This is a genomic window from Streptomyces sp. NPDC008001 (assembly GCF_042958085.1).
Taxonomy (GTDB): Bacteria; Actinomycetota; Actinomycetes; order Streptomycetales; family Streptomycetaceae; genus Streptomyces.
In genome coordinates, this window is record NZ_JBIBIZ010000011.1 from 168,257 (window position 1) to 187,994 (window position 19,738).

Genomic DNA, 19,738 nt, shown 5'->3' on the forward strand with positions numbered 1-19,738 from the left:
CACCGGTGAGACCCGCCGGGGCTGAAACCGCTCAACGGCTGAGAACGAGAAGGGGCCGGGACACCATGACCACCACCGCACTGTGGAGCCGGGCGCAGCAGCAGGACTTCCGCGCCCGCGTCCGCGGCTGCCTGCTCGGCGGGGCGATCGGTGACGCGCTCGGGGCGGGCATCGAGTTCCACTCGCTCCACGCGATCCGCGACGCCCACGGGCCCGCCGGCGTCCGCGACTACGTGCGGGCCTACGGGCGGCGCGGCGCCGTCACCGACGACACGCAGATGACGCTGTTCACCGTCGACGGCCTGATCCGCGCCGAGATCCGCGCCGAGGTGCGGCGCGACACCGCCGCCCGGGACGCCCCGGCGGACGTGCACCGCGCCTACCTTCGCTGGCGTGCCACCCAGCGCCATCAGGGTCCCGACCTGCGTGACCCCGCCCTCGGCTGGCTGGGCCGCCAGGAGTGGCTCTACTCGCAGCGGGCCCCCGGCAACGCCTGCCTGTCCGGGCTGGACGACGACCGGATGGGCACCCTCGCCGCGCCGAAGAACCCGGAGTCCAAGGGCTGCGGCACGGTGATGCGCTCGGCGCCGTTCGGGCTGCTGGTGGACCGGGAGCCCGCGGAGGTCTTCCGGCTCGCCGCCGAGTGCGCCGCCCAGACGCACGGCCACCCCTCGGGCGTCCTGGCGGCGGCCGCCTTCGCGGCCATCGTGCACGGCATCGTCCGCGGCGGGACGCCGGAGAGCTCCGTGCACCAGGCGCTCGGCCTGCTGGCGCAGTGGTCCGGCCACGAGGAGACCACGGCGGCGCTCCGGCAGGCGCTCGACGCCGTACGCCAGGGCGCGCCGTCGGCGGAGCGGCTCGAAGCGCTCGGCCAGGGCTGGGTGGCCGAAGAGGCCCTTGCCATGGGCGTCTACTGCGCGCTCGTCGCCGAGGACATGCGCCACGGGCTGCTGCTCGCCGTCAACCACAGCGGCGACTCCGACTCCACCGGTTCGCTCTGCGGCAACCTGCTGGGCGCCCTGCACGGCGAGACCGCGCTGCCGGCCGACCTGCTCGCCGAGCTGGAGGGACGGGCCGTGATCGCCGAACTCGCCGACGACTTCGCGATGGAGCTCACCCAGGCCTCCCAACTGCACGGCCCGGAAGCGACCTCCACGATCTGGGCGGAGCGCTACCCGCAGATGTGACGGCAGGCACGGCAGAACCCCCTCGGCCGGGACGACGGTCCGGTCGAGGGGGTTCTGTGCGGTTCTGCCTGTGAAGGGTGGTGACGTCGTATCGGCGGGACTTGTCAGAAGTCGTATGCGCGACGGGAAACGGTCGTCACAAACGCGGACCAGGCGGCCGGCGCGAAACCGAGAATCGGCCCCTGAGGGTCCTTGGAGTCACGGACCGCGATGGACTGGGGGAGGGGGGAGGCGACCTCCACGCAGTCGCCGTTGGCGAGCGAGTACGAGGACTTGCGCCACGTGGTGTTTCCCTGCTGGATGGCCATGATTGCTCCCATGCCTTGGTGAGTATGTGCCTTGATCAGAAACGCCGGTCGGAAGCCGGTTTCCCGAGGTGCGACCGACGTTACGCGCCAACATCAGCTGACGAATGGCCCATTCACTCGACCGGATGGCATATTCGGGAACGCCCTTCACGGTTGACGGGCGGAGGGTGTACCGTGCGGCGCCGCGTCAGACCTCCGCGGTCCACTCCTCCGCGATCCGGTCGATGAACTGCCGGGAGTGCTCCGCGTTGAGGGCCTGCATTCGCAAATGCTCATACATGACGCTGTAGATCTGCACGTCGTTCGGCTTCTCCAGGTAGAGATCGCTGGTGATCCCCTCCAGATAGACCGTGCTCGCGTCCTGCGGGTCGTTGAACTCGAGGATGGAGAACTTTCCGTACATGCCCGGATGCGCACCCACGTCATAGGGCAGCACCTGCACCGTGATGTGCGGTTCCAGACTGAACTGCACGAGCTGCCGCATCTGTTCCGCCATGATCTCGCGGTTGCCCACGATCCGGCGCAGCGCCGACTCGTCGATGACGGCCCAAAGCCGCAGCGGATTCTCCGGATCGGTGATCCGTTCCTGCCTGCGCATCCGCACCTGCACGCGGCGCTCGATATCGGCGGCCGTCGCCTCGGGCCAGGAGCCCTCCGTCACGGCGCTCGCGTAATTGGGCGTCTGGAGCAGACCCGGTACGAGGGACGCCTCGTACACGCGCAGTGAGGCCGCGTCCGTCTCCAGGCCGATGTAGACGCTGTAGGGAATGTCGCCGAACGCGTGCCACCAGCCCTGCTGGCGCGACTCCTTGGCCATCTGCATCAGCGAATCGACAATGCGGTGGTCCTCGACCCCGTACACCCCGCAGAGATCGCGCACGTCGCGCTGGCTGATGCTGCGGCGGCCGTTCTCCAACCGGCTGATCTTCGACTGCGAGACGAGTAGCCGCTCGGCGACCTCCTCGGCGGTCATGCCCTTGAGCTCGCGGAGCTTGCGCAGCTCCTGCCCCAAGCGGCGCCGCCTAACGGTGGGATTGACACTGGACGCCACGGGACGCACCTCCGGCTCCGTCATGCTGCTGTCTCCTGACCTCGCAGCCTGCCACCACATGCCGGGGCGGCGCTGGAAAATGCCACACAGAGTCCGCCTGCGGTGAACGGTTTGCCGGGGCCGGCCGCGACGGGCCGTGCATCATCCCGTGCATGTGTACGCGGGGTGGCGGACCGGACCGCCGTCCCGGGCGGCCGGCCCGCCACCCCGCGCGATGATGCGGCTCCCGGACCGGGCCGGAGGACTGCGCTGCGGTCGGTCGAGCACTGGGGGTGGTGCGAAGGTGATGCGGTGGTGGTGCAGCGGTGCGGTGGTGCAGTGGTGCCGAGGAGTGATGAAACACGTGCTGTCGTGCGTCGCGCTGTTCTCCGCGGCCCGTGAGGCGCTGCGGGCCCCGGCGGGCCTGTCGCGGCCCTGATGCGGCCCGGCCGCGGTCCTACGAGGCGGCGGCGCCTGCCCGGGCCATCACGGCTGCCCCCTGGGGCTCCTGCCGAGCGACCGCCGCACCGCCGCGGACGGACGTCCGCCGCCCGGACCCGCCGCCGTGCCCGGCCGCGCCGGAACCGGCCGCCGCCTGGGCCCGCCGGGGCTGCGCCCCGACGCCGTTCTGCACGTCCATCACGGCGTGCGCCACGAGGCCGCCCATCGGGTCGTGCCTGATCAGATCCCGCAGCCGCGAGCGGGACGACCGCCCCTCGTTGCCGGGGTAGAGGTGCTTGCCGAGACCCACCGCGTGGGCCAGGGCGGCGAGCGCCGCGGTCCGCGGGTCCGGCGGGACGCCGGTGCGGATCGCACTGTCCAGCCGGGCCCTGATCTCCCGGCTGATCGCGGTGTCCGTCGCCTGGTAGCGCGTCGTCGGCAGCACCCCGCACATCTGGCCCGCCACGGCATGCACCATGCCGCACCGCTCCAGGTGCGTGAGATACGTCTGGCGTAACCCCAGCCGGGGCCCGCCGATCCAGTGGACGGCGCGGACTGGACTGCCGCGGCGGCGCAGCAGTTCGAGCGCGGTGTCCAGCGTCGGATCTCCGGTCGGCCGCGGCATCACCACGGCGATACGATCCCCGTCTGGGGCTATCCGTCCAGCCAGAGCCAGCTCCACTAGCTGCGCCCCGGCGAGACCCAGGTCGAGCGACTGCGGCTGCGCCGTGGTTCCCGTGGCCGGGTCCAAAGCGAGCAGCAGAAGCTCCTCCGGAATTGTTCTGCGGCTCCTGCCCATCCATGCCTCCCCGCGTGGATGACTGACAGGGTGACCCCTCTCACATTGGTCTGTCGAGAGTGCGTGGTGGCTTCGGGTGGGAACCGGTAGGTATGTCGTCTCGTCTAGCACGACGGTGGGCCCGGTCGATCCCTTCTGGCGGTGCGGTTGCGCGGTGGCGGGGCTGCGACACAGGACACTGGTAAGCGTTTGAGAAGGTTCGGCCTGCGGGGTGCGGTGCACCCCGCGGTGGCGTATCGCGTTGGGAATTCGAGGAGGCATCGGTGGCGGGCGAGTCCCCCGGCAAGTCGGAGCAGCGGAAGTCGTCGGGGGAGACGACGCGCGGCGAGCACGACCCGCGACTCGGGGTTTTCCGGGAAACCAACGGAAAGCCGTCCGGGAAAGCTGACGCGCCCGAGAGCGCGGATGCCGCGGATGCCGCCGAAGGCGGCCGTGAGGAAGTGTCCGCGGCGCCCGGCGAGGCCGATGCGATCGCAAAGGCGGCGCCTGACGGCAACGCCGATGGCGAGGGCAACGGCGACGGCGACGGCAAGGGTGAGAGCAAGGGTCCGGGCCGGGTGCCCGGCGGTGACGCCCGGCTGAAGGCCGCGGTGGCGGCCTGGGTGGCCGGAACGGACGAGGACGAGGAGCCGGGTGAGTCCGGTGCGTCCGGTGACGCCGGCGAGGACGCCGCTTCCGGCAAGGACGGGAGCAAGGCCGTTCCCGCCGACCGGGCCACGGCCGTTTTCCGTACGGTGAAGCCGAAGGCCGGCGCCCCGTCCGGTGACGGCGGCAAGGAGGCCGGGTCCGGCTCCACCGCGAAGCCCGCTTCCGCGAACCGGCCGGTGAATGGTTCCTCTTCCGGCAACGGCAACGGCAGCAGCAACGGCAGCAGCAGCGGCAATGGCAGCGGCAAGGCTCCTGTTTCCGGCGAGGACGCCGCCTCCGGCAAGGACGGGGACAAGGCCGTTCCCGCCGACCGGGCCACGGCCGTTTTCCGTACGGTGAAGCCGAAGGCCGACGCCCCGTCCGGTGACGCCGGCGAGGACGCCGGTTCCGCCTCCGGTTCTGCGTCCGGTTCCGGCAAGGACAAGCCCTCCGCGCCCGTCGACCAGGCCACCGCCGTCTTCGGTGCGATCCGCCCCAAGGCGGGCAGCCCGGCCGGCGACGCCAAGGACAAGGGCGACGCCGAGGACGCGGCCAAGGGCAAGCCCTCTGCCGACGATCAGCCGACCGCGCTGATGAAGGCTCCCGAGGTGCCCGAGCGCAAGGCGCCCGCCAAGAGCAGCGCCGCCCAGGGCAAGCCCTCTGCCGATGATCAGCCGACCGCGCTGATGAAGGCCCCCGAGGTGCCTGAGCGCAAGACGCCCGCCAAGGCCCCCGTCAAGGCTGGCACGACCAAGGACAGCGCTGCCAAGACCGGCACCGCCAAGCCCGGCGCCCCCAAGGGCGAGCCGCGCGAGGACTCCGACTCCGAGCGGACCAGCCAGTTCGTACCGTTGAAGTCGCTCGACGGAGCCGCCGCCCCGGCCGCCCCCGGCAAGCCGGGCGCCAAGCCCGCCGCCAAGGCCGCGGCCCCGGCCGCCCCGCCCGCGCCCGCCGCCAAGGCGCCCGCGCCCGCGCCCGCCCCCGCCAAGCCGGCCATCCCGGTCAGCGTCGCCCCGCCGAAGCCGCAGGCCCCCGGCCCCGGTGGCGCCGCCGGTCAGCCGGCCGCGGAGCCCGCCGCGCCGCTGGACCTGCTCGCGCAGCTGACGAACACGCCTCCGCCGCCGGAGACGCCCGTCCGCACGGTCCTGCGCCGGGTGAAGATCTGGACGCCCCTCGTGGTCCTGCTGGCGATCGTCTTCTGCGTGGTGCAGGCGTTCCGCCCGCTGCCGGAGCCGAAGCTGGTGCTCACCGCGAACAAGGCGTTCAAGTTCGACGGCGACAAGGCGCAGATGACGTGGCCGACGTCCGGCCAGGCGTACGTCGAGGTGGACGGCCTCGGCAGCCTGGGCGAGTACGGCGAGGAGAAGCCCGTCCCGATCGCGAGCGTCACCAAGGTGATGACCGCGTACATCACCCTGCGCGACCACCCGATGCAGAAGGGCGACAAGAAGGGCGCCCTGATGACGGTCGACTCCAAGGCCGTGAGCGACTACCAGAAGGGCAAGCCCGAGGGCGAGTCCCTGGTCCGGGTGACCGAGGGCCAGAAGCTCTCGGAGTACGAGGCGCTGGAAGCGCTGATGCTGCCGTCGGCGAACAACATCGCCAAGCTGCTGGCCCGCTGGGACGCCGGTTCCGAGGAGGCGTTCGTCAAGAAGATGAACGACACCGCCAAGGACCTCGGCATGGTGAACACCACGTTCACCGACCCCAGCGGCTTCGACGCGACGACGAAGAGCACCGCGAAGGACCTGGTCAAGCTGGGTAAGAAGGCCATGGCCGACCCGGTCTTCAAGGAGATCTCGGGGCTGACGGAGTACATCGACAGCAACAACGAGAAGCAGAAGAACTTCAACCCGATCGTTCCGCTGTACGGCATCGGCATCAAGACGGGCACGACCACCGCGGCCGGCGGCAACCTGCTGTTCGCCGCGGAGAAGAAGATCGGCGGCACGACGCAGCTGATCATCGGCGCCGTGGTGGCCCAGCACAAGACGCCGATCATCGACTCGGTGGTCGCCGCGACGAAGGACGCGATCGAGTCCGCCAAGAAGGCGCTGGAGGCGAAGACGGTCGTCAAGAAGGGCGACGTCGTGGGCGCCGTGGACGACGGCCTCGGCGGCCGTACCCCGGTCGTGGCGACCAAGGACGTCACCGCCGTCGGCTGGTCCGGCCTGACGGTCGGCCTGGCGCTCAACGACGGCGGCCACAAGCTGCCGCACACGGCGAAGCCCGGCGCCGAGGTCGGCATGCTGACCGTCGGCAGCGGCCCCGGCCAGGTCCGGGTGCCGGTGGCGCTGAAGTCGGCACTGGCCGAGCCGGGCTTCGGTTCGAAGCTCACCCGCCTCGGCTGACGCGAGCGGGCGGCCCGGCAGGCACCGAGCCTGCCGGGCCGCCGCGGCGTGCTAGCGTCGCGAACGTCCGGCACGGCCCCGCGCCGTGCGCCTACCCGCAAGTCCGGGACAGCGTGAAGATGGGGGAAGACTTCGGGGGAAGACGGGGAGAGCCGCAGTGACCACCGTGGGCCCGGCACGGGCCGGCAAGCCGGACGAGCCGGGTAAGCAGGCCGGGCGGGCGACCGCATCCGCAGCAGCATCACCGGCCCCCTCCCCATCCGGCGAACCCGCCGGATCCACCGGATCCATCGAACCCACCGGATCGGCCGGATCCGCCGGAAGCACCCCCAGCGGGCCCCGGACGCCTCCGTCCCCCCGTGAGCGGCTGACCCGCGCCGGCCGTGCCCTGGCCGGCCGCCCCGTGCTGACCACCCTGGCCGTCGCGGCGGTGCTGCACCTGCTCTGGGTGTGGCTCTTCGCGAACAGCGGCGGCGATCTGGCCGCCCAGGACGCCTGGGCGGAGTTCGCCGGCCAGCACCCCGACTCGGCGTACAACCTCGCCTGGTACGGCGGCATGCACCCCGTCTCGTACAGCGTGATCTCGCCGTACCTGATGGCCAGCATCGGCGTCCGCACCACGATGATGATCGCGGGCACGCTCTCCGCCGGGCTGATCGCCCTGCTGCTCGTGCGCAGCAGGGTCGTCCGCCGGCCGCTCGTGCCCGCCCTGTACGGCACCCTCGCGCTGACCTGCAACGCGATCTCGGGCCGGGTCACCTTCGGGCTCGGCACGATGTTCGGCCTGGCGGCCGTCGCCGTGATCTTCGCGTGGCCGATGCGCTGGCGCTCGGAGGGCAAGTACCGCTGGGGCCGCGCGGGCCTGGCCGCGCTGGCGGCCGCGCTGGCGACGGCGTCGAGCCCGGTCGCCGGCCTGTACGTGGGCTTCGTCGCGGCCGCCCTGTGGCTCGGCAAGCGCCGCCCGGCGGCGTACGCGCTGGGTGTCGCCCCGGCCGTGGTGGTGGCCGTCTCGGCGTGGATGTTCCCGTTCTCGGGCCAGCAGCCGATGTTCTTCCCGTCCACGATCCTGCCGCTGCTCAGCGGGCTCTTCGGGGTGCTGTTCGTCCCCAAGGAGTGGCGCACGGTCCGGATGGCCTCGGCGCTCTACATCCTGGCCGTCCTGCTGGTCTGGCTGATCCCCTCCCAGATCGGCACCAACATCTCCCGGCTCGGCATGATCTTCGGCGGGACGGTGCTGGTCGCGGCCCTGCCGGAGCTGAAGGTGCCGCGCCCGGCCGAGCTGCTGAAGAGCGGCCTGCGCTGGACGGCGCTCGTCGCCGCCCTCGCCACCTGCACGATCTGGCAGCTCGCCGTCTCCATCGGCGACATCCAGCACACCACGCCCGCCGCGGCCTGGGCGCGCGAGCTCGCGCCGCTGGTGCACCGGCTGCAGCAGGCCGACGCCGCGCGCGGCCGCGTGGAGGTCGTGCCCGCGCGCAGCCACCGCGAGTCCTCGGCCCTCACCCCGTACGTGAACCTCGCCCGCGGCTGGAACCGGCAGGCCGACCGTGAGCGCAACCCGCTCTTCTACGAGCCCGGTCTCCTCAATTCCTCCAGCTACCGGGCCTGGCTCGACCGCTGGGCCGTGCACTACGTCGTGCTGCCCACCGGCGAGCCGGACCCCGCGGCCGTCGACGAGGCCAAGCTCGTCGCCAAGGGCCAGCCGTACCTGCGCGAGGTGTGGTCCGACGACAACTGGCGGCTGTACGAGGTCGAGTCGCCGACGCCGCTCGCCGACCCCCCGGCGGTCGTGGAGCGCACGGACGCCGAGGGCCTCACCGTCACCGTGAACAAGCCGGGCCCGGTCCTCATCCGCATCCCGTACTCCCCGTGGCTGGGCCTGGTCGACAAGGACGGCAAGGACGTCCAGCCGCCGAAGGCGGGGCCGCGCGGCGAGCCGCCGGTCAACCTCAACGGCTGCCTGTCCAAGGAGGTCCAGGAGGCCCGGGAGGACCGGCCGGAGGACGACTGGACGCTGCTGCACGCCCCGAAGGCCGGCACGTACCACATCGTGGCGCGCTACAAGCTGCCGCGCGGCACGGGCTGCCCGGACGACCTGGCGAGGTAGCGCCCGGCCCGGCGGCGCGGGTCACGCGCAGACGCGGGGCGAGGAGGCCCGCGGGGCGTTCCCCAGCTCCTTCCGCACGCTCTCCAGGTAGGCGAGCACCTGCCGCTGCTTCTCCGGGCCGGGGTCGCTGAGGTAGTCCAGCACCCCGTGCTGGAAGGCGAACCGCATGCGGAGCGGCATCACGTCGGAGGCGTCCAGGCACTTGGGCTGCCGGCTGTCGAGCGCCGCGTTGATGGCGGCGTTCACCCGCTCGGTGCGGGGATCGGGGCGGGGCGCGTCGGCCGTGACGAAGAACGGCCGCCCGGGGTTCGTGGTGATCTTGCGGTCCTTCTCCTCGGGGGGCACGGCGCCCGCCCACACCTTCTGCGCCTCCTTCGTGGTGAGGAACCGCATCAGCGCCTCGGCCGCCCCGGCCCGTCCGCCCTTCTTCGCGAACAGCGTGGCGAAGTCCGCGGACACCTCGGAGGCGGCGGGTCCGCGGGCGATGCCGGGGAGCACCTCGCGCGTGGGCGCGAAGGCGGCGCGCCCGGTGTAGCGGGCGTCGCGGATGAACGAGGCCTGGTGCTGCAGGGTGCACTGATCCGAGGTGAAGATCTCCTGCCCGAAGTCGTCCTTCAGGGCGGCGGCGGCCGGTTCCCTGGTGAAGACGGCCCCGAACGCCTCCCAGGCCCTGGGCACCGCGCCCTCCGACCACGGCAGCTCGCCCCGGGCCCACCGCTCGTACGCCTCGGTGCCGTTCTGCTGCAGCAGGATGTCCTCGATCCAGTCGGTGCCCGGCCAGCCGGACGTGGCGTCCCCGCCCATGCCCGCGCACCACTGGCCGCCGCCGCGGGCCGCGAGGGCGCTGGGAGCCCGGCCGCGGGCGGGGTCGTACCAGACGATGCTCTTGAGGTCGGCCTTGACGGCGACGGCGTAGACCTCGTCGCCCTTGTCGCCGAACCTGGGGGCCCACAGCGGGCCGTACTTGCCGAGGGTCCCCTTGAGGACGGGGGTGAGCTCGCGCGGCGGGGTCTTCGAGGCGACGTACGAGCGGACCTCGCCGAGGCTGGGCAGGATCGCGACGTCCGGCGGGTTGCCCGCGTCCAGCCGGGAGAGCAGCACTTCGCGCAGGGCCGTCGTGCCCTGGTAGTCGACCTTGACGTGGTACTCCGCCATGTAGGCGGCCAGCACCGCCCGGAACCGGGCCTCTTCGGCATCGGTCCAGGAGGCCAGGACGCTGATCCGGCCCTGGTACTCGGGGCGCATGGTGTCGCCGGCGCCGACGGTGGAGAGCAGGACCAGCCACAGGACGAGCAGGACCGTCGCCGTCTCGAAGGAGCGGATCCGCCGGCCGGGGTTCTGCGGGATCCGCGTGAAGCGGTACTCCTCGATGCGGGGCTGGAACCCGATGACGACCAGCGCGGCGATGACGACCGCCGCCAGGAAGATCCCGGCGGGGACGGTGGTCAGCCAGTGCGTGTCCGCCATGCGGTCGCGCACGGCTTCGGTGACGCGGCCCGGGACGGCCGGGCCCCGGGCGGGGTCACGGGCGGGTCCGAGGTCGTCCTGGAGCCGCACGGCGGCGTCACGGGCGTGACGGAGGTCGTCCTGGAGCCGCACGGCGGCGGGCAGGAGCAGCGGCACGAGCGCACCCGCCAGCGCGGTGGCCGCCACGAGGGGGCCGTTGAAACGGCGCCGGAAGCGGCGGCGGAGGAAGAGCTGGGTGTCGACGAGCAGCCGGAGCAGCGCGGCCCACAGCAGGACGGCCGCGCCCCAGGCCAGCTTCAGCAGCCGGCCGAACGACGTCTGCCTGCCGAGCTCGGCCGCCTGGAGGGCCTGGACCTTCTGGAGCCGGGCGAGGACGCCGCTCTCGCTGCGGTTCAGAGTGCGGTCCGCGTACCGCAAGTACGTGTCGCGGAGCTGCTCGTCGGCCTGGCTGCGGGCGGCCTGCCCGATGAGGTAGTCGTACGAGGAGATCTGGCCGGCGACGGTGTCCAGGAGGCTGGGTCCCGGGGCGTCGGCGACGGTGGTCTCGGCCGCCTTCTCCAGGGTCCGCGAGGCGGCGTTGATCTTCGCGCTGTAGTCCTCGCCCGCGCCCTCCGCGGCGGCCACCGTCCCGCCGCGGTTGCGCAGGGCGGTCCTCGCGGCCGTCAGCGACTCCTGCAGGGCCTGCTGGGTCGCGCTGACGTAGCCCATCGCCGGGACGGTCCGGTCGGGCACCTCGGCCGCGCCCCGGCTCACCCCGTAGTAGGCGGTGAGGAGCGCTCCGCAGGCCAGGGCGGTGGCGGTCAGGAGCACGGCCATGCGGCGTATGAGCCAGGGGCGGGTGCCGCGCCAGGGGCCGGTGCCGGTCGGGCCGGCGGGGCCGGGCGGGGGTGTCGTGGTGGACGCGGGGGCGGTCATGCCGCCGGCTCCGGTGGCTCCTGCCCCGGTCGTTCGTGCTGCTCGCGCTGTTCGCGGGGCGCGTGGTTCCCGTGCTGCCCGGGGGCCGGGGCTCCGGCCGCCGGGAGCGGGCTGCGGCACTGCGGGCACACTCTCGCCGTCCCGGGGGAGACGCGGTGGCAGGCGGGGCAGCGCACGTCGGGCCGGGCGGCGGTCTCCGCGCGGTGGCTCTTCCGCTGCCCCGGCAGGGGAGGCGGCGGGGCGGGCTCGCGCGGCGGGCGGGGCTCGTGCCGCGGCGCCGCCTTGGAGCGCCGGGTCCGGGTGCTGTGGTTGGACACCACCCACGCCGAGTTGAGGTCCCCCGCGGTGATCTCGTCGCGCAGCCGGACCCGCCCTTCGCGGGCGTCCTCCACCTCCACCAGCCGCTTCAGCCGGCGCAGCATCTTCTCGTCGCCGAGGTCGTGGGCGAGCCGCACCGCCCGGCCCCACTCCTCCTCCGCGACCCCGGGGCGGCCGTTCTCGAAGGCCTCGCAGCCGGCGTTGACGGCCCGGCCCAGGTCGGCGTAGCCGCCGTAGCGGGCGACGAGGGGGTCGATGCGCGTGGACAGGACGAGGTCGTCGGTCCAGTGGACGAGCAGGGGGACGGGCCTGGGCAGGGCGACGACCGGCTCGGCGGGGTGGTCGCCGAGGCCCTCGGCCACCAGGGACACCGAGGCCAGCTGCATGTCCTCGCCCCTCGGGTCGCCGTCGGGGTCGGCGGTGACGCACAGGTGGTAGTCGCGGGACTCGTCGCCCCACGCGCCGGTCGGGAACTCCCAGGTGCGCTCCCCGGTCCGCACGCCCTCCGGCGTGAGGTCCAGCTCGCTGGGGAAGACCTGTTTGAAGAAGCGGATCTCGCTGCCGACGCGCAGCCGGACGCGGATCCGTATGCCGGGCAGCGACTTGTCCATGGCGTTCTTCATCATCCGCCGGAACTCCGCCTCCAGGTCGGAGTCGTGCTCGACGGCGTCCGCCATGCCGTGCAGCCGGCCGGCGATCTCCCGCAGCTCCGTGGCGGCCCACTGGTCGCCGATGCCGCGCGCGTCGCAGGTGAACTTCCCGGCGCAGCCGTCGAGGACGCGCTCCAGCTCTCCCGGCCGGTCGTGCTCGTTCCTGCCGTCGGTCAGGAGGAGGGCGTGCCGGATGGGGTGGTCCTGACCGTCGGCGGTGAGGAGGTCGCGGGCGCAGGCGAGCCAGGAGGCGATGGCGGTGCCGCCCGCGGCGACGAGGGTGTGCGCGGTGCGGGCGGCGTCGGCGCGGGTGTCGGGGCCGGCGACGGCCATCCGGCCGGTCGCCGGGTAGACGACGCGGGCCTTGTCGGTGCCTTCGACGAGGGCGAAGCGGGTGCCGTCGCGCAGGACGCCGATGGCGGCGGCCGCCGCCTTCCGGGCCGCCGCGATCTTCGTGCTGGGCCAGCTCATGGAGCCGGAGCAGTCGATGACGACGACCTCGGCGGAGGAGGCGTGGGTGGTGAGCCCGGCCAGGCCGTGTCCCTCGACGGTGAGGACGGCGTGGGCCGGTACGGTGCCGGAGCCCGCCGGCACGTACTTGTTCTGGCCCAGCTGGGCGGTCAGGGCGGGCAGGGCCGCCGTGGGCGCGCGGTCTTCCGGGGCGGCCCGGTCATCTCGGTTCATTGCCTGCGTCCATTGCTGCGGTCCATTCGTTCCCCCGGGGTCGGAAGTCGTCGGAAGCCATGGGTCGGGGAGTCCTGTGAAGCCGTGACGAGCGGTCGGGAGCCGTCAGAAGCGGGTCTTGGGGCGGACGCTGTTGGCCAGGTCGACCAGGGTGGCGAGGCCGCCCGGGGTGGGGGCCTGCCGGGCGAGCCGGCGCAGCTTCGCCTCCAGCCGGGTGCGCAGGGCGGACTCCTCGCCGGCCGGGTCGCCGTGGGGGCCGCCGGGGCCGGAGAGGACGGTGCCGCCGCGGCCGCCGGCCGGGGCCGCCGCGCCCGTCCGCGCCACCGCGCGCTCCAGGGCGACGGCGAGGGTCTCCGCCTCCAGCCGGTCGCGGGCCGGGCCGGCGTGGTGGCCCTCGTCCAGATAGAGCCGGGGAAGGCAGTCGAACGCCTCCGCCAGGTCGGAGGGGTCCGGGAGCAGGGCGCCGGAGCCGGTGCGGAGCCGCCCGGACAGGACGCGGACACAGGCGATCCGGGCCGCGTCGTAGTGGCGGGAGACCTCGGGCAGGCTGCCGAGGAGCTCGACGGCTCCGGTGCGGTCACCGGCGGCCAGGCGCAGCCGGGCGAGCCCGAAGACGGCGCTGCCCTGCGTCCGGCTGCGCTGCCACACGGCCTGGTAGTAGCGCTCGGCGGCGGCCCCGTCGCGGCACTTCTCGGCGCAGTAGCCGAGGGCCAGCTTCGGTGCGTACTCGCCGGGCAGGGCGCCGTAGACGAGGTCGAACTTCCGTTGCGCGGCGGCCGGTTCGCGGCGGGCGAGCAGCAGCAGGCCCTCGTGCCAGGGGAGCCGCCAGTCGTACGGGGCCAGGTCCCCGAGCAGCGCGCGCGCCGTGGCCAGGCGCTCGGCCGCCTCGCCGGTCTCGCCCAGTTCGAGGTGGGCGCGCAGCTGCCGGAAGCAGATCTCCGGGGTCTCGTGCCCGGAGGAGTACAGCTGCTGGATGAGGCGGCGGGGGCCGCTGGTGGTGGGCTGGGCGAGCAGCGTGGCGGCCGGGTCGGCGGGGTCGGGGTGGGGGACGGGCAGGTGGTGCGGCACGAGCTCGGGCTCGGGCAGCCCGGGGTCGAGGAGCGGCCGCCGGTCGCCGGTCAGCCAGCGCTCCAGGGGCGGTACGCGGCCGAGCGAGGAGTCGATGAGGGTGGCCGTGGGGGCGAAGAGCGTGGACGGTTCTGGGTGCTCGGTGCCCGTGCGCAGGGAGCGGAGCTCGCGCAGGACGCCGCGCAGCTGCTCGGCCATCTCGCGGGCGGACGCGAACCGGTGGAGGGCGTTCTCGTGGGTGGCGCGGGCGAGGATCCGCCGGTAGGACTCGTCGCCGAGGCCCGGGGCCTTCCTGGGGGAGGCCTCGGACAGGGAGCTCAGCGTCTTGCCGAGGCTGAAGAGGTCGGAGCGGACGGACAGCCCTTCGGCCCCGTACGTGACGACTTCGGGGGCGGTGAAGCCGCGGGCGCCCAGCAGCATGCCGGTGCGGTTGCCCAGCTTGCGGACGGCGCCGAGGTCGATGAGCTTGATCCGGTCCGCGTAGTGCATGACGTTGTTGGGCTTGAGGTCGCAGTAGACGAGGTTCCTGCGGTGCAGGCTCTCCAGGGCGTCGAGGATGCGGCAGCCGTAGGAGAGCACGTACTCGAAGACGCGGTCGTCGCCGAAGGGGCCCCGGCCGCGGGCGATGTGGTCGCGCACCTGGGAGAGGGGCATGCCGCGCACGAACTCCATGACGATGTAGCGGGTGTGGCTGCCGCCCGCCGCCGGGGCCGCGTCCCCGCCCGGGCCGTCCTGGTCGAGGGTGTCCTGGTGGGACACGAAGTTGATGACGCGGACGATGTCCGGGTGATCGGAGCCGATGAGGAACTGCAGTTCCTCTTCCTGGTTCTGCACGGCATCGGGGTCCCGGCGGTTGATCAGCCCCTTGAGGGCCACCGGGGTGTCGTCCAGCCGGGTGTCGTGGGCGAGGTAGACCCAGCCGAGGCCGCCGTTGGCCACGCAGCCCACCACCCGGTACTGCCCGCCGACCAGGTCGCCCGGGGCGAGGCGCGGCCTGAAGTCGTAGGGGTGCCCGCAGCGTTCGCAGAAGCCGACGGGCAGGGCGGGCTGTCCCGCGTACGGCCTGGCGACGACGGCGGTGCAGCCCCGGTGGCCGCAGACCCTGCTGCTGACCGGGGCCGTCGGGTCCTCGACGACGAGGGCTTCGGGGGAGGGGGTGGCGATGACGGGCAGGCCGAGCAGCTCGTCGCGGGCGGGGCCCACGGTGAACAGCGGGTCGGTCTCGGCCCGTCTCCGCGCGCCGTGGGTGGCCGGGCTCTCCAGGCCGGGCGGGGCGCCGGGAGGGGGTGTTCCGGCGTGGTGGCCGCGCGTGGAGCAGAAGCCGGTGGCCTCGACGCGGCCGTCGCAGCCGGGCCGGGGGCAGCGGGCGCCGACGGGCGGTGCGGCGGGGGCGGGCCCGGCCGGGGGGCCGGCGGGGCGTTTGCCGGGGCGGTCGGCTGCGGCGTTCATGCGGGACCGTCCCCTCGCGGCCGGTGCGTGTGGTGGCGCACGGTCTCGGCGAAGCGCTGCACGGCGCGCTCGGCCTCGGCGAGCTCGCAGGGCGCCTGGTGCAGGAGGTTGTGCGCGGCGCGGTAGAGGGGGGCGGCGGCCCGCTCCTCCTCCAGGCTGCGGGCGGCGAGCAGCGCGAAGAAGGCCTCCAGCCGGCCGCGCAGTTCGTTGCGCCGGGCGATCTGCGTCTCGGCCAGGCCGATCGCCTCCTCGACGCGCAGCAGCTCCGCTTCGACGGTGCGCTCGAAGGCGCCGAGGTCGGCGAGGAAGCGCGCGCCGTCCGGCTCGGGGTGGCGGCGCAGCGCGGTGAGGTCCAGCCGCAGGGCGGCGGCCCGCTGCGGCACGGGCCGCACCGGGGCGATCAGGGCGGCCCGGTCGTGGGCGGTGCGCTCGCGGCGCGCGATGTGGTCGATGCGGTCGCGCACCCGGTCGAGCCGGGCGGCGGTGTCGTCCTTGCCGGGGTCAGCCATCCTCAGCGCCAGCTCCAGGCTCTGCGATTCGGGGTTGCGGAAGACGAGGAGCAGCCGGGCGCCCCGGCGGGCCAGGAGGTCGCCGAACTCGACCAGCGCGAGGGGGTCCGCGGCGTAGTCGACGCCTTCCGCGACGATCGTCAGGGGCACGGCGCCGGTGCCGCCGAGCAGGCCGACCGCCGAGCCGCCGTCCCCGGCGGGGCTCAGCCCGAGCCGGTCGGCGACGCGCCCGGCGACCTGGGCGACGGTCTCCCCGGAGACGTCGAGGGCGAGGTCGACGCTGCCGACGGGCGGCAGGAGGTCGTCCGGCTCCTCGGGCTCCGGCCGGTGCCGGGGAGGCGCGGGGCCGGCCGGGGCCGTCGCGTCGGCGGGCGGTTCGCGGTCGGCGAGGGTGACGGCCCGGCTGAGCGTCGCCGCGCGGACGGCCTCGCCCTTCTTGATGACGATCGCCTCCAGCCGCCGGGTGTCCTCCGCGGCGGCGAACCAGCGGGCCAGCCAGCGGGCGAACTCGCGGTCGCGGGCCGCGCCCTGCGGCACCGACGGCAGGCTGTTGCCGCGCTCGCCGGACACGTAGCGGTCGATCTCCGGCAGGTGCCGGACGACGGTCTCGATGGGGATCATGTACGAGAGGTGGAGGCGCTGACCGGCGAGCGCGGCCGAGGAGCGGTCGTCGTAGCGGCTGACGACCATGCCGAGGACGCGGTGCGTCTCCGCGTCGGTGACGGCGGCGCCGCTGAAACCGGGCCGCACCGTCTCCTCGGGGGTCACGGGGAACATCTGCACCCACTCGCCGCGCGGCCCGGACGGCCCGGCGAGGGTGGCCCGGAACCACACCCCGTCCTTGAGCTCCCGCGTGCTGGGGAAGCCGCACATCCAGACGGACCGGCCGCGGGTGGGCGCGACCCGGTGCAGCGGGGCGGCGTGGCGGGCGTCCTGCGGCTCGGCCAGGGTCAGCAGGGCGACGTCGCCCCGGGAGTCCGCCAGCTCGGGCACCCAGCAGCCGTCGGCCACCCGGGCCGGAACGGCGCGGGCGCCGGGCACGCCGACGAGCTCGACCCGTACTTCTGCGGAGGGGACGACAGCACCGGTGGGGCCGATGTGGTCACCGGGGCTGGTGGGGATGACGTGGGCGCAGGTCAGGACCGCATCCGCGGCCAGCAGGATGCCGGCCCCCAGGACCTCGCCGCCGGACGTGGAAATGCGGACCCGCCAAGTCTCGTCGAGCACCTCGGTGTTGACGGGGACCTCGGTCTCCTCCCCCATGGGCGCAGAGCATACGCGCGCCCCCGGCGGAAGTGACCCCTCCGACTGTGGGGTCACCGTTCCGTGTGATTCGCGCGGGTGGCGCGCGCCCCCGGATGCCATGGCGCAGGAAGGGCGCGGAGCGGCCCGCCGGGCGCCGGCCCGCCGAACGGGTGATGCCGGGGCGCCCGAGGCCCGCGCGGGCCGGGGTCACCCGTTCGCCGCGTTCCGGCGCGGCCGTCCCGGTGACGGCACCGTCACCCCGGTGACCTGCCGTTACGCCCACCGGCCGAGGCCCGGAGCCCGTCCCGGAGCGGCGATTCTGATGTGGTGTCAGGGTGCGGGGCGTCCCGGATCCCGGTTCGCTCGGCTCTGAGGAGCGCGGAACCCCCCACTCCCCTTCGGTGGCACATCGAGTGCCGCGGCCGCGCTCACGGAGGAACAAGCATGCGTAACTCACGAGTGCTCACCGGGACCGCCCTGTCCATAGCCGCCCTCGGGCTGGCGAGCGCTCCCGCGCTCGCCGGGGACCTCAACAAGCTGGACGTCGCCCCGAACCCCGTCAAGCCCGGTGCCGAGGTCACGGTGAACACCACCGCCTGCGGCGCCAACGGCTCGGGCACGGGTGACGCCAGCGCCGTCGGCGGCCCGGCCTCGTTCCAGCTCAAGCCCGGCACGCAGAAGGAGTCCGTCGCCGGCACCTTCAAGGTCCCGAACAGCGCGAAGGCCGGTACGTACGGCATCGGCATCAAGTGCCACAGCGGCAAGGAGGCCACGGGCGACGTCGTCGTCTCCGGCGGCTCCGGTTCCGGCTCCGGCACCGGCGGTCCGGGCCACGCGGGCGGCTCGGGCGGCCCGAGCCACAGCCCCAGCCCCAACCCCTCCATGAGCATGGGCGGCGGTTCCTCCTCCACCCCCGCCAAGCCCCCGAAGGGCGGCATGAAGACCGGTGTCGGTTCCACCAGCGACGACTCGGGGATGACCGAGCTCATGGCGGGTGCGGCCGTCCTGGCCACCGCTGCGGCCGGCGGCACCTGGTACCTGCGCCGCCGTGGCAGCAACGGCCACCGCTACTGACGCGCCCCCGGCCGGCTCCGTTCCCTGGTCCCCGAACGCGCGCGCGTCCGGGGACCAGCGGCGCGGTGGACGCGGTGGAGGAGATCCATGTCCCAGTCGCAGAGCGCCGGCGGCGGCCGGCGCGACCGAGGAAGGACCGCGGGACCGGAAGCCCGTGCCGCCGGTCCGGGCGGGTCCCGCAAGGTGCGCAACTCGCGGCGGATGCGGCGGAACCCGCAGCGGCGGCCGCCGGAGGCCGCGCCGGGCTCCGCACCGGCCCCCGGGTTCCGCCCGGCCGCTCCCGCCCGGCGCCCCGGCCGCCCCCCGCCGCGCCCGCGGGTGGGCGAGTCCCGGAGCAAGGCGGTCGCCGCCGCGCTGATCGCCGTGGCCCTGTGCGCGGGCAGCTGGCTGATCCAGCGCGGGGCCGACATCCAGGACCCGCCCCCGCAGCCCTCCGCGGCCGAGGCGTTCCCGGCCGCCGGACCGGGCGCGGGCCCGGCGCCCGGCGAGCACGCGGTGCCGCCGCTGCCGATCGCCCTGCCCACGCGGGTGCGGATACCGGCGATCGACGTCGACGCGCCGCTGGAACCCCTGGGCCTGCTCCCCGACGGCAGCCTCTCCAGCCCGCGGGACGACGAGAGCAACGTCGCCGGCTGGTACGCGGCCGGCGCCGCGCCCGGCACGGCCGGCACCGCGGTCGTCGCCGGCCACGTCGACACCGCCACCGGGCCCGCCGTCTTCTACAACCTCGGCGCCCTGAAGAAGGGGTACCGGGTGGAGGTCGCGCGCGCCGACGGCCGGACGGCGCTCTTCAGCATCGACGCGATCGAGGTGTACAGCCGGACGGACTTCCCGTCGCAGAAGGTGTACGGACCCTCGAAGCGCGCCGAGCTGCGGGTGATCACCTGCGGCGGCGGGTTCTCCGAGGAGAGCCACGCCTACCTGGGGAACGTCGTCGTCTACGCCCATCTCACCGGAGTGCGATGACGGGGCGTCAGCAGTCCGTCCCGCTGCTCCCGCCCTGCGTCTCGCGGGCCCAGGCGGTCAGGCCCGCGACGAACCCCGCCCGGTCGCGGGGCGACAGGCTGTCGAGCGCGCGCAGCAGCGGCTGGGAGCGGCTGGCGATGAACGCCTCGACCGCCGGCCGGTGCGCGTCCGCGACGGCCACGAGCGTGCGGCGGCGGTTCGCGGGGTCCTCGCGGCGCTCGACCAGGCCGGCCCGGCTCAGGGCGCCGACCAGCTCGCTGGTGGTCGACAGCGACAGCCGCATCCGGCGCGCCAACTCGCCCACGGCGAGCGGCTCCTCGGCGAGCAGCTGGGGCAGGACCGCGCCGTGCCGCGCGGTGAGGCCGTGCGCGTCGAAGAGCGCGCGCAGCGCTTCCGGCATCTCGGTGCGGGCCTGGCGGATGTACGGGGAGAGCAGCGGGACGAGGCCGATGGCCTCGGTCTCTTCCGGGGTGGGGAGACGGGGGCGGTGCTTCCCGGGTGCGGGGTCGTGCGGCATACTGCGAGTCTAGATGCTTCGGAAAC

The 19,738-nt window shown here is 74.2% G+C and carries 13 protein-coding genes; 5 read left to right on the forward strand and 8 right to left on the reverse strand.

Features of this window, described 5'->3' with window-relative positions; translation table 11 throughout:
- Positions 1-65 precede the first annotated feature (65 nt).
- Positions 66-1,187 (forward strand): ADP-ribosylglycohydrolase family protein, encoded by a 1,122-nt coding sequence (locus ACFZCD_RS29025; RefSeq protein ID WP_391835922.1) that lies wholly within the window; start codon positions 66-68, stop codon positions 1,185-1,187.
- Positions 1,188-1,291: 104 nt separating this feature from the next.
- Here the strand turns inward: ACFZCD_RS29025 and ACFZCD_RS29030 are convergent, their stop codons facing one another.
- The 3 genes from ACFZCD_RS29030 to ACFZCD_RS29040 all read right to left on the reverse strand — a co-directional run bounded on the left by ACFZCD_RS29030 (position 1,292) and on the right by ACFZCD_RS29040 (position 3,765).
- A complete protein-coding gene (locus ACFZCD_RS29030) occupies positions 1,292-1,495 on the reverse strand; it encodes a DUF397 domain-containing protein (protein ID WP_302868790.1) in 204 nt (67 codons plus the stop codon).
- Positions 1,496-1,682: 187 nt separating this feature from the next.
- Positions 1,683-2,546 carry a helix-turn-helix domain-containing protein gene (locus ACFZCD_RS29035; RefSeq protein WP_391836196.1) on the reverse strand — a complete coding sequence of 288 codons (864 nt, stop codon included), beginning with the start codon at positions 2,544-2,546 and terminating at the stop codon, positions 1,683-1,685.
- Between the two features lie 436 nt (positions 2,547-2,982).
- A complete protein-coding gene (locus tag ACFZCD_RS29040) occupies positions 2,983-3,765 on the reverse strand; it encodes a GPP34 family phosphoprotein (RefSeq protein WP_391835924.1) in 783 nt (260 codons plus the stop codon).
- A gap of 263 nt (positions 3,766-4,028) precedes the next feature.
- Here ACFZCD_RS29040 and ACFZCD_RS29045 point away from each other — a divergent pair, with 263 nt between their 5' ends.
- Both ACFZCD_RS29045 and ACFZCD_RS29050 read left to right on the forward strand, forming a co-directional pair.
- Complete coding sequence (locus ACFZCD_RS29045; protein WP_391835926.1) at positions 4,029-6,743, forward strand: D-alanyl-D-alanine carboxypeptidase; 2,715 nt, start codon at positions 4,029-4,031, stop codon at positions 6,741-6,743.
- Between the two features lie 157 nt (positions 6,744-6,900).
- A complete protein-coding gene (locus tag ACFZCD_RS29050; RefSeq protein WP_391835928.1) occupies positions 6,901-8,850 on the forward strand; it encodes an MFS transporter in 1,950 nt (649 codons plus the stop codon).
- Between the two features lie 21 nt (positions 8,851-8,871).
- On the opposite strand, the gene ACFZCD_RS29055 is transcribed toward ACFZCD_RS29050, so the two are convergent.
- The 4 genes from ACFZCD_RS29055 to ACFZCD_RS29070 form a co-directional block, all read right to left on the reverse strand.
- On the reverse strand, positions 8,872-11,232 hold the full coding sequence (locus ACFZCD_RS29055; protein WP_391835930.1) for an extracellular solute-binding protein: 2,361 nt from the start codon (positions 11,230-11,232) through the stop codon (positions 8,872-8,874).
- Complete coding sequence (locus ACFZCD_RS29060; protein ID WP_391835932.1) at positions 11,229-12,884, reverse strand: VWA domain-containing protein; 1,656 nt, start codon at positions 12,882-12,884, stop codon at positions 11,229-11,231. The genes ACFZCD_RS29055 and ACFZCD_RS29060 overlap by 4 nt, the downstream gene beginning before the upstream one ends.
- A gap of 105 nt (positions 12,885-12,989) precedes the next feature.
- Complete coding sequence (locus ACFZCD_RS29065; RefSeq protein ID WP_391835934.1) at positions 12,990-15,401, reverse strand: tetratricopeptide repeat protein; 2,412 nt, start codon at positions 15,399-15,401, stop codon at positions 12,990-12,992.
- On the reverse strand, positions 15,398-17,173 hold the full coding sequence (locus ACFZCD_RS29070) for a trypsin-like peptidase domain-containing protein (protein WP_391835936.1): 1,776 nt from the start codon (positions 17,171-17,173) through the stop codon (positions 15,398-15,400). The genes ACFZCD_RS29065 and ACFZCD_RS29070 overlap by 4 nt, the downstream gene beginning before the upstream one ends.
- A 426-nt stretch (positions 17,174-17,599) precedes the next feature.
- On the opposite strand from ACFZCD_RS29070, the gene ACFZCD_RS29075 reads away from it, so the two are divergent.
- Positions 17,600-18,229, forward strand: a complete 630-nt coding sequence (locus tag ACFZCD_RS29075; RefSeq protein ID WP_391835938.1) for a hypothetical protein — start codon at positions 17,600-17,602, stop codon at positions 18,227-18,229.
- 318 nt (positions 18,230-18,547) lie between these two features.
- Entirely contained in the window at positions 18,548-19,195 is a 648-nt protein-coding gene (locus ACFZCD_RS29080; RefSeq protein WP_391836197.1) for a class F sortase, read from the forward strand.
- A gap of 7 nt (positions 19,196-19,202) precedes the next feature.
- Here ACFZCD_RS29080 and ACFZCD_RS29085 read toward each other — a convergent pair whose 3' ends face one another.
- Entirely contained in the window at positions 19,203-19,712 is a 510-nt protein-coding gene (locus ACFZCD_RS29085) for a MarR family winged helix-turn-helix transcriptional regulator (RefSeq protein WP_391835940.1), read from the reverse strand.
- Positions 19,713-19,738: the final 26 nt, after the last annotated feature.

Coding starts and splice junctions, on each gene's coding strand:
- ACFZCD_RS29065 (WP_391835934.1), bottom strand. CDS start 15,401: ATGAACGCCGCAGCCGACCGCCCCGGCAAACGCCCCGCCGGCCCCCCG.
- ACFZCD_RS29060 (WP_391835932.1), bottom strand. CDS start 12,884: ATGAACCGAGATGACCGGGCCGCCCCGGAAGACCGCGCGCCCACGGCG.
- ACFZCD_RS29025 (WP_391835922.1), top strand. CDS start 66: ATGACCACCACCGCACTGTGGAGCCGGGCGCAGCAGCAGGACTTCCGC.
- ACFZCD_RS29030 (WP_302868790.1), bottom strand. CDS start 1,495: ATGGCCATCCAGCAGGGAAACACCACGTGGCGCAAGTCCTCGTACTCG.
- ACFZCD_RS29040 (WP_391835924.1), bottom strand. CDS start 3,765: ATGGGCAGGAGCCGCAGAACAATTCCGGAGGAGCTTCTGCTGCTCGCT.
- ACFZCD_RS29085 (WP_391835940.1), bottom strand. CDS start 19,712: ATGCCGCACGACCCCGCACCCGGGAAGCACCGCCCCCGTCTCCCCACC.
- ACFZCD_RS29075 (WP_391835938.1), top strand. CDS start 17,600: ATGCGTAACTCACGAGTGCTCACCGGGACCGCCCTGTCCATAGCCGCC.
- ACFZCD_RS29055 (WP_391835930.1), bottom strand. CDS start 11,232: ATGACCGCCCCCGCGTCCACCACGACACCCCCGCCCGGCCCCGCCGGC.
- ACFZCD_RS29070 (WP_391835936.1), bottom strand. CDS start 17,173: ATGGGGGAGGAGACCGAGGTCCCCGTCAACACCGAGGTGCTCGACGAG.